We start from the raw sequence: 15,266 nt of genomic DNA, 5'->3' as shown, positions 1-15,266 counted from the left end.
TAAAGAATACTATATGGATATAAATAAATTAATTGCAATTATAAAAAAAAAATTATCAGATCAAATTAATATTCAAAATATTGAAATTGAGGATAAATCTTTTTTACATAAAAACCATAAAGGAAATCAAGAGGGAAAGTTTCACCTAAAATTAAATATAGTTTCCGATGAATTAAAAAATCTGAGTAGAATTGAAAGTAATAAAAAAATTTACAAAATATTAGATCAAGAACTCAAAGAAACGATACACTCAATCCAAATTTTTATTTCTTAAATAATTATTTAAAAATATTTTTAACTTATTTTTTGAAAATTCTTTGTTTATTAAAGGAGATCCAATTTTTTTTAAAAGTACTAAACTAATTTTTTGAGATTTGTTTTTTTTATCTTTTGTCATAAAAAATAATATTTTATTTAAATATTTTACTGTAAAAAATTTATCGATAGAATTTGTAAGTTTTAAACTATTGATATGATTTATTATTAGCTCAAAATCTCTTTTGTTAAGTAATTTTAAATTAAAACTATAGGTTAATGCAGTTTTCATACCCAGTATAACCGCTTCTCCATGATTTAGTTTTTTACTATAATTTAAACTTGCTTCATAAGCATGCCCAAAAGTATGTCCAAAATTCAAAATTTTCCTTAAATTTTTTTCTTTCTCATCTTTTTCAACTACAATTTTTTTAATTTTACAACTCTCATAAATTGTTTTTTCAATTATAGGTGATGATAGTTGAAGAATTTTATTTACATTTTTATCTAAAAAATGAAAAAACTTTCTATCATTAATCAGAGAGTGTTTTAAAATCTCACCATAACCACAAGCTATTTCTCGTTTTGGAAGAGATTTAAGAAAATTAATATCTGATAAAACTAAATTAGGTTGGTAAAAACTACCAATCAAGTTTTTCCCATGACTAGAGTTTATTCCAGTTTTACCTCCAATTGAGGAATCCACTTGGGACAAAAGTGTAGTCGGTACATTTATAAATTTCATTCCTCTTTTAAATATGCTTGCTGCAAAGCCACTGACATCACCTGTAATACCTCCACCAATAGAAATTAAACAATCTTCTCTAGAGAAGTTTTTGCTTAATAGCGTATCTAGTATCTTATTTATAATAGGAAAATTTTTATTAGTTTCATTAGCTTTAAAAAAACAAATAAAAACTTCATTTTTTTTCAGAGATTTTTTTATTTCAGTAATAAATTTTTTTGGAACATTCTTATCAACAACAATAAGACACTTATTGAATGATAAAGAGTTTTGTTTATTTATTTGAGAAAATTTAGATATTAAATTTGATCCAATTATAATTGGATAATTTTGAGTTTTAGTTTTAATTTTCAATTTAATTGGCTTCATAAATTTCTTGAATTTTTTTTACAATTTCATTTTTTGTTAAATTATCACATTTAATTTCATATAAAGCTTTAGAATAAATGTTAGTTCGTTTTTTAATTAATTCAATTAAATCATCATCTGTTGCATTTATTGTTAAAGGTCTTTTTTTGCTATTTTTAATCCTTTCAATTAAAATTTTATCATTCCAATTTAGCCAAAATGAAAAATGATTTTTTAAAACTTCATTTCTAATATTTTTGTTTGCAAATGCACCTCCCCCTAGAGAGATAACTGTTGAATTAAGTTTTAACTTTTTTAGAGTCATTTTTTCTTCAACTTTTCTAAAGTATTCCTCTCCCTTTGTTTCAAATATTTTTCTGATTGTTGTGTTTAAATATTTTTCAATTTCCTTATCTATATCAAGAAAATTTAATTTAAATTTTTTTGCAACTAAAGAGCCTATAGAGCTCTTTCCTGAACCCATCATACCTAAAAAAACAAGATTTTTTTTTGATTTCATAAGTTTAAATATTGAAAAAACACAAATATGTCTTAATTTGAAATTAACTAAAGTTATATGCAATTTGATAAAAATACAAGTTCACCTAAAAAAAGTGCAATTGGTCTTGTTGTTAAATCTATTTTTGGATTAGCAGTTATTCTAGGTATTGTTTTAATTCTAAATTCAATCGATTTCCCTTCTCCAAAAAAGGAAATAGAAAAAATTATTCCAAATGAAAACTTTAAAATCGTTAAATAAAAAAATTGTTTTAATTTTTTTAACTTATTTGATTTCCATTTATACAGCAAAAGCAGAGGATAAGCCTATAGATATTTGGAACCTTGAAAAAAAAGACACAGACACTGTTAAAGAGACAAATATTTCAACTGAAAATATAAGCAACAATGAACAGGTAAGTGTTTTTGATATGCAATCTGATAAAAAAAATGACACTATTAAGTTAGACGAAGATTTAATATCAAATGATGTAAAAATTGTTGGTTTATATGATCCACAAGAGCATGGACTGACTATTGATATGTGGATAAATTCAGATGGTCAAAAATTAAAAAATCTCTTCAGCAACATTGAAAAAATTGACCTTTCCGATGATGCATTAGATATTATGGAGGTTTCTTTACTAACAAATGCTCACTATCCCAATAATAATATTAGCGAAAATGAGTTTTTAAAATTTAAGTCAGATTGGTTAATTAAAAACTCTAATTTGGAATTAATTGAAGAATTTTTAATTAACAATCAAATTGTAAATTCTCATCCTAAACTTACAAGACATTTGCTAGATAATTATTTGTCTCAAGCAGACATAAAAAAATCTTGTGAATTTTTTACAAAAATTAACGAACCTGTTGAAGATGAATATTTGTCTAAATTTAATTTATATTGTTTGATTAATTATGGAAAAAATGAGGAGGCGCAATTAATTTTAGATCTTAAAAAAGAATTAGGTTTTGAGGATGAATACTATGAAAATAAAATTAATTACTTATTTGGTTACATTGAAGAAGCAAGTAAAGAAACTTCTGAGTCTTCAGTACTAGATTTTCATTTAGCTCATAGAACAAATTCAAATTTTTTATTTGAACCCAATGAAAATACTTCTCAACTAATTTGGAAATATTTATCAAATACAAATTTACTACCTGATTTAGAAAATATTGATATTAATGATAAAAATAAAATTTCAGTAATTGAGAAAGCCATACATTATAAAATTTTCTCTGAAAAAGATTTATTTGAGCACTATAAAAAATTCCAATTCAATATTGATCAACTAATAAATGCTAGAGAAGTATACAAATCATTGTCTCCAATAGAAGCTAGAGCATTAATATATCAAAGGGCTTTATTAACTAAAGAACCAAAATTAAAATTAGAATATTCAAAGTTATTAAAAAATTTATTTGAACAAAACCAAATTGGATTAGCTTTTGATTTAGAATTAAATAAATTTTTAAGTGAAATTCAAGTTGAAGATGTGCCTTCAGATTATCTTTCTTTTTATAATAATTATTTAAAAAGTGGGAATAAAGAATTTAAAAAAATAGAGTATAATAATAAAATTTTGCATCAGTCTAAATGGGTTAATTATTTTAGAGGTGATTACTCTAAATCTGAAATTCAAGAAGATATTAAAAAGTTTTTAGATAAAATTGTGTTTAGCAATGAAACTTTAAATATAAAAGATATGATTTTTATAGAAAGTCTCAAATCAGATGGTGTAGAAATACCAAGCGAATATGACAATTTATATTCAGCAAAACCTTATGAATTAGATGATAATTTGCAAGCATTGATAGATGCAAAGGAAGTTGGAACTGTTTTGTTATCCTTAATTGAAATTATTGGTAAAGATCAATTAGAAAACATTGATGAAAAAAGACTGTATGTAATTTCAACTGCGTTAAACCAAATAAATGCTGATTTAATTAGAAACAAACTTTTATTAAAAGTTCTTCCTTTAAAAGTATAATAATTATAATAACATAATATTTTTATGGCTATTAGAACAATAATTACAGAACCAAATAAGTTGCTTAGACAAATTTCAAAACCTGTGGCAGTTGTGGGTAGTGAAGAACAAAAATTAATGGATGATATGCTGGATACAATGTACGACGCAAATGGAATTGGACTTGCTGCAATTCAAATTGGTGTACCAAAAAGAATTATAGTGATGGACATTAGTAAGGATGAAAATAAAAAAGAGCCTAGATATTTTGTTAATCCAGTAATAAAAAATAAAGATCCATTAAAAGCTACATATGAAGAAGGTTGTTTATCTGTTCCAAATCAATTTGCTGAAATTGATAGACCAAGCAAATGTGAGGTAGAATATTTAGATTATGATGGAAAGAAACAATTGATAAAAGCAGATGGATTACTCGCTACATGTATTCAACATGAAATGGATCATTTAGAAGGAATTTTATTTATTGATTATCTTTCAAAATTAAAAAGATCAATGATCATCAAAAAACTTTCTAAATTAAAATCAAATTCAGCTGAAGTTTAATAAATGGTTAAAAAGCTAATTTTTATGGGTACACCCATGTTTGCTGTACCAATTTTAAAATCTTTATATCAAAATGGATACAATATTTCATGTGTATATACACAGCCTCCTCAAAAATCACAAAGAGGACAGAAAATAAATAAGTCTCCAATACAAGGTATTTCTGAAACTCTGAATTTAGAATATAGGACCCCATCAATATTAAATAATGAAGATGAGTATAATTATTTAAAATCTTTAGATGCAGATTTAGCTGTAGTTGTAGCTTATGGACAAATCATACCTAAAAAGTTTCTAAGTTTAGCTAAAAAAGGTTTTATAAATATTCACGCATCCTTATTACCTAAATGGAGAGGAGCTGCACCAATTCAAAGATCAATTATGAATTTAGATCAAGAAACTGGAATAAGTATTATGAGAATTGCTGAAAAATTAGATACTGGTCCAGTTTGTAATAGTTATAAAATTGAACTTAATAACAATATAAATGCATTAGAAATAAGTGAAAAGCTCTCTAATTTAGCAGCAGAGAAAATTTTAGATAATGTAGATGATATTTTAGAGGATAAAGCAAATTTTGTTGAGCAAGATCATTTGAATGCAACCTATGCATCTAAAATTCAAAAAGCTGAAGGTCAAATTAATTGGGATGAAAATGCTGAAAAAATTATTGGTAAGATAAACGGTTTATATCCATCACCAGGAGCATTTTTTATTTTTAATGGAGAGAGATATAAAATTTTAAAAGCTCAAATCGGAAGAGTTCAAGGAAATCCAGGGTCAGTATTGAGTGATAATCTTGAAATCGCTTGTGGAAATAATCAATCGATAATTATTAAGGAAATTCAGAGGCAAGGAAAAAGACCTCAAAATATTGGTGAATTTATTCAAGGTTCGCAGATAAAAAAAGGCTCTAAGATATAAATGTTTAGATATCAGCTTTTGATAGAATATTTAGGTACAAATTACAAAGGTTGGCAAATTCAAAAAAAAAATAAAACCATTCAAGGAATACTTCAAGACAAAATTAGAAAGTTATTAAAAGAAAATGTTACTATAGTTGGATCGGGTAGAACAGATGCTGGTGTTCATGCTATCGAGCAGTCCGCACATTTTGATTTAAAAAATAAATTATTTAACTTAGATAAGTTTATTAACTCAATTAATCACTTTTTAAAAAATGAAAATATTGCAATCCTTAAAATAAGAAAAAGGAGCAGTAACTTTCATTCAAGATTTACTGCAAAAAAGAGGGTTTATAAATATGTCATTTTAAATAGAACAAGTTCACCTGTCATTGAAAAAAACCAAGTTTGGCATGTAAGAAAAAAATTAGATTTAGATTTGATGAAATTAGGGGCAAAAAAATTAGTTGGAACTAAAGATTTTTCAACATTTAGAGCGTCAAGTTGTAATGCAAAAAGTCCAATTAGAACAATGGATTTTGTAAAATTAAAATATTTAAATAATAAAATAGAAATTCATTTTAAATCTCAATCTTTTCTTCAACAGCAGGTGAGATCTATGGTTGGGTGTTTAAAATATCTAGGTGAAAATAAATGGGATTTAAAAAAATTTGATAAAGCTTTAAAATCTAAAAAAAGATTAATGTGCGCTCCTCCAGCACCACCTACTGGTTTATTTTTGTTTAAAGTTTTTTATTAGATTTTTTTTGTTACTCATGGCAAATTTTTTATTTATTCGCCATCTAGATTCTGCCCTTACAATATATCCACAACAATTTTTTGATTTGCACTTACATGGAAATTGTTTGTAATTTTCATCATAACCAAAACCATAATCACAGGTAAATTCTTCACCTTTTTTGATATCTTTAATTGCTTTAACCCAAATTTTTAGACCTTTGCCATCATAATCACAATTATTGTCACAAGAATGATTAATTAATCCCGCAGTATTCCATGAAAAATCTCCATCAAGGTCATATCTCTTATTGATAGTAAATAAATAGATTGGTTTACTATTATCATATTTATCAGATTCCTCTGTTTGTTTTTTTGTAATTAGTTTACCAACGTAATCAATTATCTTGGTCCCTTTTTTGATATCTCTAGTAGCATAAAGTCCTCTGCCTTTTTTATCGATATCAGACTTTTTAATTTTATATAATTTCACTGAGTTTTATTTAGTTTTTTATTTGGAATTATCAATTAAATTCTATTAAAGCATCAACATGTCTTTGAGTACTATCTTGTAGTGCTTTTAAGTCATATCCACCTTCTAGTATAGATACTACATTACCTCCACAAAATGATTTTGAAATTTCTAAAGTTCTTTTTGTAATTGTGTAATAATCTTCAGCATTAAGTTTTAATTGTGCTAATGGATCATCCATATGAGCATCAAAACCTGCAGAAAATAATAGAAATTCTGGTTTAAATTCTTTTAATTTATTTAATACTAATTCATATGCATTTAAATATTCTAAAGCACTTGTTCCAGCTTCTAGTGGAATATTTAAGATATTATTAAATTTTCCAATTTCTTTTTCTGAACCTGAACCTGGATAATATGGAAATTGATGAGTGGAAATATATAAAACTTTTTCATTATTGAAAAAAATATCTTGCGTCCCATTTCCATGATGGACATCAAAATCAATTATTGCTATTTTTTTATAACCATATTTTTCAATTAAATAATTAGCTCCAACTGCTACATTGTTGTAAATACAAAAGCCCATTGCTTTCTCTTTTTCTGCGTGATGACCTGGGGGTCTCACTGCACAAAAGGCATTTTTAAATTCTTTTTCTTTCACACCATCAATCGCTGCAATAATTGATCCAACAGCGTCCATTGTTGCTTCTTTACTACCAGGGGAGACAACTGTATCTCCATCTAAAAAATTAAATCCATTTTGAGGGTACGATCGATCGACATGATCAATATATTCAGAAGAGTGAGTTTTTATTAAAATTGATTTTTCAAATTTTGAAGGCTTTTTCCAAATTAAATTTTTGTTATCTAATTTTTTAAAGTTATCAATAACAGCTGTAACTCTATCTATTTTTTCAGGATGTCCATCTCCTGTATTGTGATTTTTGTATGAATCAGAAGTAATTAAAGCTGTTTTCACTTAAAATAATTCTTTAATATATTTGAATAAATTAAAGTTAATTTTTTTAAATCACTTAAAGAAACTGCTTCATCTACTTTATGCATTGTTTTACCTACCAAACCAAATTCTAAACAGGGAGCAATCTTTCTAATAAATCTTGCATCAGATGTTCCTCCTGTAGTTGAGAGTTCAGGCTTAATTTTAGTAATCTTTTTAATTATATCTTGTATCATATATGTAGTTTGGTTTGGTTTAGTTAAAAAAGCTTCACCAGATACACTATATTCAATTTTGTAGTTTGACTTATTTTTATGACAAATTTTCTTTAATATTTTATTTATTTTTGTCTTAATTGAATTCGATGAATGTTTGTTATTAAACCTAATATTAAAAGTTGCTTTAGCTAAACCTGGAATTACGTTATCAGCTGTATTATCAATATTTATTTTTGTAACTTCCAGGTTTGTTGGCTGAAAGTCTTTTGTTCCTTTATCAAATTTAATTTCCTTCAATTCTTTCAATATTTGAACAAGAGCGGTTGATGGATTGTTAGCTCTATGAGGATAAGCAACATGACCCTGAATACCTTTTATTGAAAGTCTTCCGGTCATACTTCCTCTACGACCAATTTTAATCATTTCTCCCAATCTATTTGGATTAGTAGGCTCTCCAACTAGACAAAAATTTATTTTTTCTTTTCTTTTCTTTAAGTATTCGACTACTTTTTTGGTACCATTAATTGCAACGCCTTCTTCATCACCTGTAATTAGTAAGCTTATAGAGCCATTAAATTTTTTGTTATTTTTAACAAAATTACTGACAGCAGAAACAAATGCTGCAATAGAGCTTTTCATGTCATTTGCTCCTCGTCCAATTAAATGTCCTTTTTTAATTAAGGGTTTAAAAGGATTTACAGTCCAATCTTTTAAGTTTCCAGCAGGCACAACATCTAAGTGACCAGCGTAGCAAAAATTTGGACCTTTAGATCCAAGTTTTGCATAAAGATTTTTAACTGGTTTACTATTTTTTTCTTTAAACTCTAATATTTTAGTTTTGAAACCTAGTTTTTTTAATTTTTTTTCTAAGAATTTCATTACTCCAGCATCTATTGGTGTTATAGACGGGTAACGAATTAGCTCTTTGGCTAATTGTAATTCATTAATGGTTTGCATTTTAATCTCTTAAAAGATCGTTTACTGATGTTTTAGATCTTGTTTTTTCATCTACTTGTTTGATGATTACTGCACAATATAATGAGGGTGCAGCAGGATTATTTTTGTCTGGTAATGATCCAGGAACAACTACAGAATAAGGAGGTATTTTACCGTGAGTTACTTCACCAGTTTTTCTATTAACGATTTTAGTTGATTGGCCAATATACATGCCCATACTCAGCACCGAACCTTCGCCAACTATTACGCCTTCCACAACCTCTGACATAGCTCCTACGAAAACATTATCTTCAATAATAGTTGGAAGAGCTTGTGCTGGTTCTAGAACTCCACCAATACCAGTTCCAGCTGAAATATGACAATTTTTTCCAATCTGACAACAACTACCTGCACGGCTAAAAGTATCCATCATTGTTCCTTCATCAATATAAGCACCAATGTTAACATAACTTGGCATTAGGACTGCATTCTTAGCAACGTATGATCCTTTTCGCATTGCTGTGTTAGGAACCATTCTAAAACCTGCTTTTTCAAAATCATCATTTGTCCATCCAGCTGTTTTTCCTTTTAATAAATGAGCCTTATCTCTCCATGCAGAATATGGTCCATCCAAAGTTTCCATACCATAAATTCTAAAACTTAACATGATTGCTTTTTTTAAATGTTGGTGAGTTACCCATTCACCATTAATTTTTTCAGCAACTCTAGATTTACCACTATCTAAATCTTCTATCACTTGATTGATAGTATCTTTTAAATTTTGATCTGAATTTTGATTAACTTGATCTTTATTTTCCCAAGCTTCATTTATAATGTTTTCTATACTCATAACTTAATGGTTTTTTAATAACCTTATTTCTTTTAAAAATAAAGTAAGATTTTCAATTTTATAATCAATATATTCTTTATCAGATTCTTTTTTACCCCATTCTTCATCATTAATTAACCAAGCAGTAATTGTTCCTCGTTCTTTACCTATAGATAAGTTTTTTGCTATATCTTCGATATATAAAGTTTCTTTTGGATCAATTTTAAATTTTTCTATCATTAAATCGAAAGCCTTAGCTTCTGGTTTTGGGTGATATTCTGCATCTACGATATCAAATATGCCTTCAAATTGGTCATCAATTCCTAGTGTTGTAGTGATATGCTTTACATGCTTGTAACTACCATTAGTGAAGACAAATTTTCTTAAATTTATATTCTCTAACTCATATCTTAATGCCGTATCTTTTTCTAAAAAAGATAAATCAATATCATGAACAAAATCTAAAAATTCTTTAGGATCAATTTCATGATGTATCATTAGACCATTTAAGCTTGTGTTATATTTGTGAAAGTAATTTGCCTGAAGCTCTTTGGCTTTTTTTAAATCTACATTAAGTTTACTTGAGATATATTCAGTCATTTTTCGGCTTACTTGACCAAATACTGCCTCTAGGTCGCTATAAAGAACACCATCACAATCAAATAGAATATTTTTAATATGGCTTAAATTTTTCATTGTCTAATTAAAGTTCCAGATCCCTCATCTGATAAAAGTTCAAATAGAACAGAATGATTTTTTCTTCCATCTATTATAACAACTCCTTTTACTCCGTTACTAGCAACATCTAAGCAGTTATTTATTTTTGGAATCATACCACCAGTAATTGTTTCGTTATCAATTAAGTCTTTTATAGACTCCGAATTAATTTCTGGAATTAGATTTTTATTGTTATCTAAAACACCTTCTACATCACTTAATATAATTAACCTTCTTGCGTTAATTTTTTTAGCAATATAGCCAGCCGCAGTATCTGCATTGATGTTATAAGTTTGATCATTTTTATCTAAACCTAAAGGTGCAATAATAGGGACTTTTTTATCTGCTATAATTTTATCTATTATTGATTGATCTACATTTATAGGAGAGCCCACAAAACCAAGCTCTTCATTTTCTTGGATAACTGTTAAAATATTATTTTCCTTGGAATTAATACTCTGACTTTTACAATTTTGCTGATCTAGAGCATTGATAATTTCCTTATTAAAATCAATTAATACTTCTTCTACAACCTTAATAGTTTCTTTGTCTGTTACCCTTAATCCTTTTATAAATTTACTTTCTAAACCTATCTCACTAAGTTTATTGCTTATTCTTTTTCCACCCCCATGAACAATGATCGGAGTAAATCCTAGTTTATTTAATGTTGAAATATCTTTAATAAAAATATCAAAAAGGTTTTGATCAATTAATACACTGCCACCACATTTAATAACAATGTATTCATTGTTATATTTTTCTAGATACTTTTTTACTTCCTGAGTTGAAGGACCATCTAATGGCAGAATTTTTTTTAATTCTTCTTCTTTAATATCCAACATTAAGTTGTTGTTTTAACAGTGGTTCTTTTCATTATAAAAACTTGTTGTGCCATAGTTAAAATATTATTTACTGTCCAATAAATTACCAATCCTGCTGGAAAAGGGGCCAAAATTATTGTTAAGAATAATGGAAAGAACATAAATATTTTTGCTTGCATTGGATCTGTTGGTGCAGGATTTAATTTTTGTTGAACCCACATAGAAACTCCCATTGCAACAGGCCATGCTCCAATAACTAAAAATGATGGTACATCATAAGGCAATAATCCAAATAGATTAAACAAAGAGGTGGGGTCTCTCTCAGATAAATCTTGTATCCAACCATAAAAAGGCATTTGTCTCATTTCAATTGTTACAAATAAAACTTTGTATAAAGCAAAGAAAACTGGAATTTGCACAAGTATTGGTAAACAACCAGACATTGGGTTTACTTTCTCTTTTTTATAAAGAGCCATCATCGCTTGTTGCAATTTCATTTTATCGTCTTTGTGTAGCTCTTTAAGTCTTGCCATTTCGGGCTGCAAGGCTTTCATTTTTGCCATGCTTCTAAACGAAAAGTTTGCAAGTGGAAAAAATGCTAATCTAATACAAATTGTAATTGCTATAATTGCCAAGCCATAATTGCCAAGTAATTTAAAGAAATAATCTATTCCAAAAAATAATGGTTTAGTAATAAAGTATAAAAATCCCCAATCAATAGTTAAGTCAAATTTATCAATGTTTAAAGATTCAGCATATCCATCAATTACATCAACTCTTTTTGCAGCAACAATGATTTGCAAGGTTTCTTCAATCAATGAGTTTTCATTAAGCTCCAATGGCTCTGTCGAAACAAAATTTGCTCTAAACTTATCTTTATAATCAAATGTTGTTTTAAATTCCTTTTCTCGAGGCGGTATTAGTGAAGTTACCCAGTATTTATCACCAATTCCTAACCATCCTTTTTGAGCTGTTCTTGAAAATTTCTTCTCTTGTATGTCATCATAGTCTTCTTCAATAAGTTCATCATCAAGTGTTGCTACTAATCCTTCATGAAGGATATAGAAGTTAGATATATCAGGCATTTCATTTCTAATAATTTGCCCATAAGTATAAAAATCAAATTTTTTATCTGTAGGATTGATTACACTTTGTTTGATGGAAAATAAATATTTGTCATCTAATGTGATCTCTTTTTCAAATGTTATACCTTGTTCATTTGTCCACGATATTTTTATTGGAGATTGATCTGTTAATTTATTATTTCCTGAGACTTTCCAAATAGAATTTGAATTTGGTATTTCAACGTTTTTATCAGATGTAATAAATCCACTTTCAATCAAATAACCATCTTTTGAATTTCTAGGTGAAAGGAGTGTTACTTTTTCTTGAGAGTCTAAACTAACATTGTATTGTTTGAATGTTAGATCATCAATAACACCACCTTTAAGCGAAATAGAACCAACAATACTTTCATTTTCAAATTTAATCCTTTCACTTTGATTTAAAGCTTCGTCTCTAGATATCTCAGAAACATTCTCTTTTTGATCTAGTGAAGGTGTATCACTGTTTTGTTCAACTTTATTTCCTTCAGCCATATTTTCTTTAGTAATAGGTGGAGGAGCAAAAAATAATGAATACAAAACTATAACTGCTGCTGATAATGAAATTGCCGCTACTATATTTTTAGTGTCCATATTATTTTAATTTTGAATTTTTTTTCACTGGATCAAATCCTTCACCACCACCTAAAAATTTGATTGGGTGACAAGATAAGATTCTTTTAATACTTAAAAAAGAACCTTTTAACAGACCAAACTCTTTGAGAGCATCAATGCTATATTCTGAACAGGTAGGTAAATATCTACAAGAATGTCCAAATAAAGGACTAATGAAATATTTATAACCTTTAATAATTTTAATAAGTATAATTGTAAAAATATTCATTATTTTATTTTTTCAAAATCCTGAAATAGCGTTTCTTTTATTAATTTGTATTCATTATTTAGCATAGATGACTTAGCGATAACAAGGAATGAATAGTTAAAATTTATTGATATTTTTTTAACTGCATCGTTTAAAATATTCCTTAATCTTCTTTTAATCTTATTTCTCTTAACAGCATTTCCAATTTTCTTTTTTGTTACAAAGCTAATATTGAGTTTTTTGTTATCTTTATTCATTAATTTACCAAAGAAAATAGTTACGTACTTATTTGAAAACTTTTTTTGCTTAAGTAAATTTTTAAATTCTTCGTTTTTTGAAAGAGCAACAATTTTGCTTTTCATTAATTTACACTGATACAGTTAAAGATTTTCTTCCTCTGGCTCTTCTTCTAGCTAAAAGTTTCTTTCCACCCTTAGTTTTCATTTTAGATCTAAAGCCATGTTTTCGTGCTCTTTTTTTGTTTGAAGGTTGGTATGTTCTTTTCATAAATAAATTGATTAAATTATATAAATTTTGCCCCTTTATATTAGCAATAATAAAAATAGCAAATAGAAGATTTGGGAATAAAATAACAATATTCATGGAAAATACAAAAAAAATTAAACTATATATAGGTTTATGTTACTTATTAATTGTTAGTTTATTTTTATATTTTTTCTTTTCAAAATTTAGTCTTCAAGAGATAACCTCTTATGATTTCTTAAGAAATAACAGAGCATATTTAATTGAGTTAAAGAATTCTAATTTATTTTTAGTTTCAATTTCTTTTTTGTTTCTAACAGTGCTTTGGGTATTTCCTTTTCTAGGTTTTGGATCTCCAGTGGCACTCATAGGTGGTTTTATCTTTGGGAAATGGATTGGAACATTAGTTGTGGTAGCTGGTTTAAGTATAGGTGCAACCTTTTTATATGTATTTGGAAATTATTTTTTACGAGATTTAATTAAAGAAAAATTTCTTAACAAATTTCAAAATCTTGAAATTAAATTTAAAAAATCTGAATTTTTTTATTTGCTAATTTACAGATTTATTGGAGGAGTTCCTTGGCAAATAAGCTGTCTATTGCCAACATTATTTAATGTAAAAGTAAAAAATTTTCTAATTGCAACTTTTTTAGGAATAATACCTCAGATTTTTTTGGCAGTTTCAATTGGAAGTGGGATTGAAAAAGTAATCGATCAAAATTCGGAAGTTCCTGGAATAATAGATATTATCTTTTCTCCAGATATCTATATTCCTCTTTTAGCGTTTTTTGTTTTAATTGTGATTTCAATTATTTTTAGAAAAAAATTTTACAAAAGTTAATGGTGCTCCCACCCTGTACTGACCAGGGAACTAGTCATTACCAATGACTTGTTATGCCATTTAACTACAGGAGCCAAAATACATTTAGTAATTTATTGATAATAAAGCATTTTTTTCAAATTATTGCCTTAATTTTTTGATTATAATGATTTATATCTACTAAAAAAAAATGTTATGGGAATTCACTACGATTATAAATCAACAAAAGGCAACAAGCTTATGGAAAAGCAAGCTAAAAGAGAAAGAAAGCTTGCTGAAAAAAAGGCTAAGCGTTTAGCTAAAGAAGGCCCAAAACAAGAAGAACCTAAATCAAAACCTCTTGATCCAAATAAACCAATATCTTTAGATTTTTTGACCAATCCAAATAAAGAATGAGTTCTAAAGATAAAAATGAGCGTTTAAGTTTAGCTTTAAGGAAAAATTTAAAAAAAAGAAAATTGTTTCAAAAAAAGAATAAAAAAAAATCTAAGTAATGTCTATTCAGCCTGACTCGTGGATTAAGAAGATGTGTGTTGAGCACAATATGATAGAACCATTCTTAGATCATCAGGTTGCAGAAGGAAAAATATCATACGGTTTAAGTAGTATGGGATATGATGTCAGAATTTCAGATGAATATAGAATTTTTACTAATGTAAACAGTTCATTAGTTGATCCAAAAAACTTCTCAGATGACAATTTTATTGAAAGAAAAGGGCCACACTGCATTATACCACCTAACTCGTTCGTTTTAGCTAAAACAGTTGAGTATTTTAGAATTCCAAAAGATGTGCTTTGTATTTGTGTTGGAAAAAGTACTTATGCAAGAACAGGAATAATTTGTAATGTAACTCCAATTGAAAATGAATTTGAAGGAAATATAGTTATAGAGTTAAGTAATACCACTCCAAACCCAGCAAAAATTTATTCAAATGAGGGCATAGCACAGTTTTTATTTTTTAAATCAGATACTCAACCAGAAACAACTTACAAATCAAAGAACGGTAAATATCAGGGACAAACAACTATTCAAGTTGCTAAAATCAAAAAGTAA

General features: G+C 27.2%; 21 protein-coding genes. 9 read left to right on the top strand and 12 right to left on the bottom strand.

The annotated features are described in order from the left end of the window. The first annotated feature begins 13 nt into the window (after window positions 1-13). On the top strand, window positions 14-274 hold the full coding sequence (locus ACTTBN_RS04905) for a BolA family protein (RefSeq protein WP_440681283.1): 261 nt from the start codon (window positions 14-16) through the stop codon (window positions 272-274). On the opposite strand, the gene aroB is transcribed toward ACTTBN_RS04905, so the two are convergent. Further along, on the bottom strand, window positions 251-1,369 hold the full coding sequence (gene aroB, locus ACTTBN_RS04900; protein ID WP_440681282.1) for a 3-dehydroquinate synthase: 1,119 nt from the start codon (window positions 1,367-1,369) through the stop codon (window positions 251-253). The genes ACTTBN_RS04905 and aroB overlap by 24 nt on opposite strands. Next, window positions 1,356-1,868, bottom strand: coding sequence for a shikimate kinase (locus ACTTBN_RS04895; RefSeq protein ID WP_440681281.1), 513 nt, complete (start codon window positions 1,866-1,868; stop codon window positions 1,356-1,358). The genes aroB and ACTTBN_RS04895 overlap by 14 nt, the downstream gene beginning before the upstream one ends. A 57-nt stretch (window positions 1,869-1,925) precedes the next feature. On the opposite strand from ACTTBN_RS04895, the gene ACTTBN_RS04890 reads away from it, so the two are divergent. Genes ACTTBN_RS04890 through truA form a run of 5 tightly spaced genes read left to right on the top strand, consistent with a single transcriptional unit; the run spans window position 1,926 to window position 6,051 of the window. After that, window positions 1,926-2,108 carry a hypothetical protein gene (locus tag ACTTBN_RS04890; protein WP_440681280.1) on the top strand — a complete coding sequence of 61 codons (183 nt, stop codon included), beginning with the start codon at window positions 1,926-1,928 and terminating at the stop codon, window positions 2,106-2,108. Beyond that, a complete protein-coding gene (locus tag ACTTBN_RS04885) occupies window positions 2,083-3,843 on the top strand; it encodes a hypothetical protein (protein ID WP_440681279.1) in 1,761 nt (586 codons plus the stop codon). Before ACTTBN_RS04890 ends, ACTTBN_RS04885 begins: the two co-directional genes overlap by 26 nt. A gap of 24 nt (window positions 3,844-3,867) precedes the next feature. Continuing rightward, the gene (gene def / locus ACTTBN_RS04880; RefSeq protein ID WP_440681278.1) at window positions 3,868-4,386 is read left to right on the top strand and encodes a peptide deformylase; all 519 of its coding nucleotides are present in this window, start codon (window positions 3,868-3,870) and stop codon (window positions 4,384-4,386) included. Between the two features lie 3 nt (window positions 4,387-4,389). Beyond that, window positions 4,390-5,310, top strand: coding sequence for a methionyl-tRNA formyltransferase (gene fmt, locus ACTTBN_RS04875; protein WP_440681277.1), 921 nt, complete (start codon window positions 4,390-4,392; stop codon window positions 5,308-5,310). Next, window positions 5,311-6,051, top strand: a complete 741-nt coding sequence (gene truA, locus ACTTBN_RS04870; protein ID WP_440681276.1) for a tRNA pseudouridine(38-40) synthase TruA — start codon at window positions 5,311-5,313, stop codon at window positions 6,049-6,051. Here truA and ACTTBN_RS04865 read toward each other — a convergent pair. The 10 genes from ACTTBN_RS04865 to rpmH are packed head-to-tail and all read right to left on the bottom strand — an operon-like array spanning window position 6,025 to window position 13,416. After that, window positions 6,025-6,522, bottom strand: a complete 498-nt coding sequence (locus ACTTBN_RS04865) for an SET domain-containing protein (RefSeq protein WP_440681275.1) — start codon at window positions 6,520-6,522, stop codon at window positions 6,025-6,027. The two genes, truA and ACTTBN_RS04865, sit on opposite strands and share 27 nt — an antisense overlap. A gap of 31 nt (window positions 6,523-6,553) precedes the next feature. Next, entirely contained in the window at window positions 6,554-7,483 is a 930-nt protein-coding gene (locus tag ACTTBN_RS04860) for a histone deacetylase family protein (protein ID WP_440681274.1), read from the bottom strand. Then, entirely contained in the window at window positions 7,480-8,637 is a 1,158-nt protein-coding gene (dapE, locus tag ACTTBN_RS04855) for a succinyl-diaminopimelate desuccinylase (protein ID WP_440681273.1), read from the bottom strand. Before dapE ends, ACTTBN_RS04860 begins: the two co-directional genes overlap by 4 nt. 1 nt (window position 8,638) lies before the next feature. Next, window positions 8,639-9,466 carry a 2,3,4,5-tetrahydropyridine-2,6-dicarboxylate N-succinyltransferase gene (gene dapD, locus ACTTBN_RS04850; RefSeq protein WP_440681272.1) on the bottom strand — a complete coding sequence of 276 codons (828 nt, stop codon included), beginning with the start codon at window positions 9,464-9,466 and terminating at the stop codon, window positions 8,639-8,641. Window positions 9,467-9,469: 3 nt separating this feature from the next. Then, window positions 9,470-10,141 carry a pyrimidine 5'-nucleotidase gene (locus ACTTBN_RS04845; protein WP_440681271.1) on the bottom strand — a complete coding sequence of 224 codons (672 nt, stop codon included), beginning with the start codon at window positions 10,139-10,141 and terminating at the stop codon, window positions 9,470-9,472. After that, entirely contained in the window at window positions 10,138-11,004 is an 867-nt protein-coding gene (gene argB, locus ACTTBN_RS04840; RefSeq protein ID WP_440681270.1) for an acetylglutamate kinase, read from the bottom strand. The genes ACTTBN_RS04845 and argB overlap by 4 nt, the downstream gene beginning before the upstream one ends. After that, window positions 11,004-12,680: a membrane protein insertase YidC gene (yidC, locus tag ACTTBN_RS04835; RefSeq protein WP_440681269.1), complete on the bottom strand. Its 1,677-nt coding sequence runs from the start codon at window positions 12,678-12,680 to the stop codon at window positions 11,004-11,006. The genes argB and yidC overlap by 1 nt, the downstream gene beginning before the upstream one ends. A 1-nt stretch (window position 12,681) precedes the next feature. Beyond that, on the bottom strand, window positions 12,682-12,930 hold the full coding sequence (yidD, locus tag ACTTBN_RS04830; RefSeq protein ID WP_440681268.1) for a membrane protein insertion efficiency factor YidD: 249 nt from the start codon (window positions 12,928-12,930) through the stop codon (window positions 12,682-12,684). Further along, window positions 12,930-13,271, bottom strand: coding sequence for a ribonuclease P protein component (gene rnpA / locus ACTTBN_RS04825; protein WP_440681267.1), 342 nt, complete (start codon window positions 13,269-13,271; stop codon window positions 12,930-12,932). The genes yidD and rnpA overlap by 1 nt, the downstream gene beginning before the upstream one ends. A gap of 4 nt (window positions 13,272-13,275) precedes the next feature. Continuing rightward, on the bottom strand, window positions 13,276-13,416 hold the full coding sequence (gene rpmH, locus ACTTBN_RS04820) for a 50S ribosomal protein L34 (RefSeq protein WP_023854404.1): 141 nt from the start codon (window positions 13,414-13,416) through the stop codon (window positions 13,276-13,278). Window positions 13,417-13,510: 94 nt separating this feature from the next. On the opposite strand from rpmH, the gene ACTTBN_RS04815 reads away from it, so the two are divergent. The 3 genes from ACTTBN_RS04815 (at window position 13,511) to dcd (ending at window position 15,266) form a co-directional block, all read left to right on the top strand. Next, window positions 13,511-14,233, top strand: coding sequence for a TVP38/TMEM64 family protein (locus ACTTBN_RS04815; protein ID WP_440681266.1), 723 nt, complete (start codon window positions 13,511-13,513; stop codon window positions 14,231-14,233). Window positions 14,234-14,407: 174 nt separating this feature from the next. Next, a complete protein-coding gene (locus ACTTBN_RS04810) occupies window positions 14,408-14,608 on the top strand; it encodes a hypothetical protein (protein ID WP_440681265.1) in 201 nt (66 codons plus the stop codon). A 97-nt stretch (window positions 14,609-14,705) separates the two neighbouring features. Then, the gene (gene dcd / locus ACTTBN_RS04805; protein ID WP_440681264.1) at window positions 14,706-15,266 is read left to right on the top strand and encodes a dCTP deaminase; all 561 of its coding nucleotides are present in this window, start codon (window positions 14,706-14,708) and stop codon (window positions 15,264-15,266) included.

The sequence above is a fragment of the Candidatus Pelagibacter sp. HIMB1623 genome (genome assembly GCF_052047695.1).
Taxonomy (GTDB): domain Bacteria; phylum Pseudomonadota; class Alphaproteobacteria; order Pelagibacterales; family Pelagibacteraceae; genus Pelagibacter.
Note: the sequence above shows the minus strand (reverse complement) of the source record. Positions and strands in the feature narration are given on the sequence as shown.

Bases quoted from the DNA above. Each gene is read 5' to 3' on its own strand.
- ACTTBN_RS04905 (WP_440681283.1), top strand. From the start codon at position 14: ATGGATATAAATAAATTAATTGCAATTATAAAAAAAAAATTATCAGAT.
- aroB (WP_440681282.1), bottom strand. From the start codon at position 1,369: ATGAAGCCAATTAAATTGAAAATTAAAACTAAAACTCAAAATTATCCA.
- ACTTBN_RS04895 (WP_440681281.1), bottom strand. From the start codon at position 1,868: ATGAAATCAAAAAAAAATCTTGTTTTTTTAGGTATGATGGGTTCAGGA.
- ACTTBN_RS04890 (WP_440681280.1), top strand. From the start codon at position 1,926: ATGCAATTTGATAAAAATACAAGTTCACCTAAAAAAAGTGCAATTGGT.
- ACTTBN_RS04885 (WP_440681279.1), top strand. From the start codon at position 2,083: ATGAAAACTTTAAAATCGTTAAATAAAAAAATTGTTTTAATTTTTTTA.
- def (WP_440681278.1), top strand. From the start codon at position 3,868: ATGGCTATTAGAACAATAATTACAGAACCAAATAAGTTGCTTAGACAA.
- fmt (WP_440681277.1), top strand. From the start codon at position 4,390: ATGGTTAAAAAGCTAATTTTTATGGGTACACCCATGTTTGCTGTACCA.
- truA (WP_440681276.1), top strand. From the start codon at position 5,311: ATGTTTAGATATCAGCTTTTGATAGAATATTTAGGTACAAATTACAAA.
- dapE (WP_440681273.1), bottom strand. From the start codon at position 8,637: ATGCAAACCATTAATGAATTACAATTAGCCAAAGAGCTAATTCGTTAC.
- dapD (WP_440681272.1), bottom strand. From the start codon at position 9,466: ATGAGTATAGAAAACATTATAAATGAAGCTTGGGAAAATAAAGATCAA.
- ACTTBN_RS04845 (WP_440681271.1), bottom strand. From the start codon at position 10,141: ATGAAAAATTTAAGCCATATTAAAAATATTCTATTTGATTGTGATGGT.
- argB (WP_440681270.1), bottom strand. From the start codon at position 11,004: ATGTTGGATATTAAAGAAGAAGAATTAAAAAAAATTCTGCCATTAGAT.
- yidC (WP_440681269.1), bottom strand. From the start codon at position 12,680: ATGGACACTAAAAATATAGTAGCGGCAATTTCATTATCAGCAGCAGTT.
- yidD (WP_440681268.1), bottom strand. From the start codon at position 12,930: ATGAATATTTTTACAATTATACTTATTAAAATTATTAAAGGTTATAAA.
- rnpA (WP_440681267.1), bottom strand. From the start codon at position 13,271: ATGAAAAGCAAAATTGTTGCTCTTTCAAAAAACGAAGAATTTAAAAAT.
- rpmH (WP_023854404.1), bottom strand. From the start codon at position 13,416: ATGAAAAGAACATACCAACCTTCAAACAAAAAAAGAGCACGAAAACAT.
- ACTTBN_RS04815 (WP_440681266.1), top strand. From the start codon at position 13,511: ATGGAAAATACAAAAAAAATTAAACTATATATAGGTTTATGTTACTTA.
- ACTTBN_RS04810 (WP_440681265.1), top strand. From the start codon at position 14,408: ATGGGAATTCACTACGATTATAAATCAACAAAAGGCAACAAGCTTATG.
- dcd (WP_440681264.1), top strand. From the start codon at position 14,706: ATGTCTATTCAGCCTGACTCGTGGATTAAGAAGATGTGTGTTGAGCAC.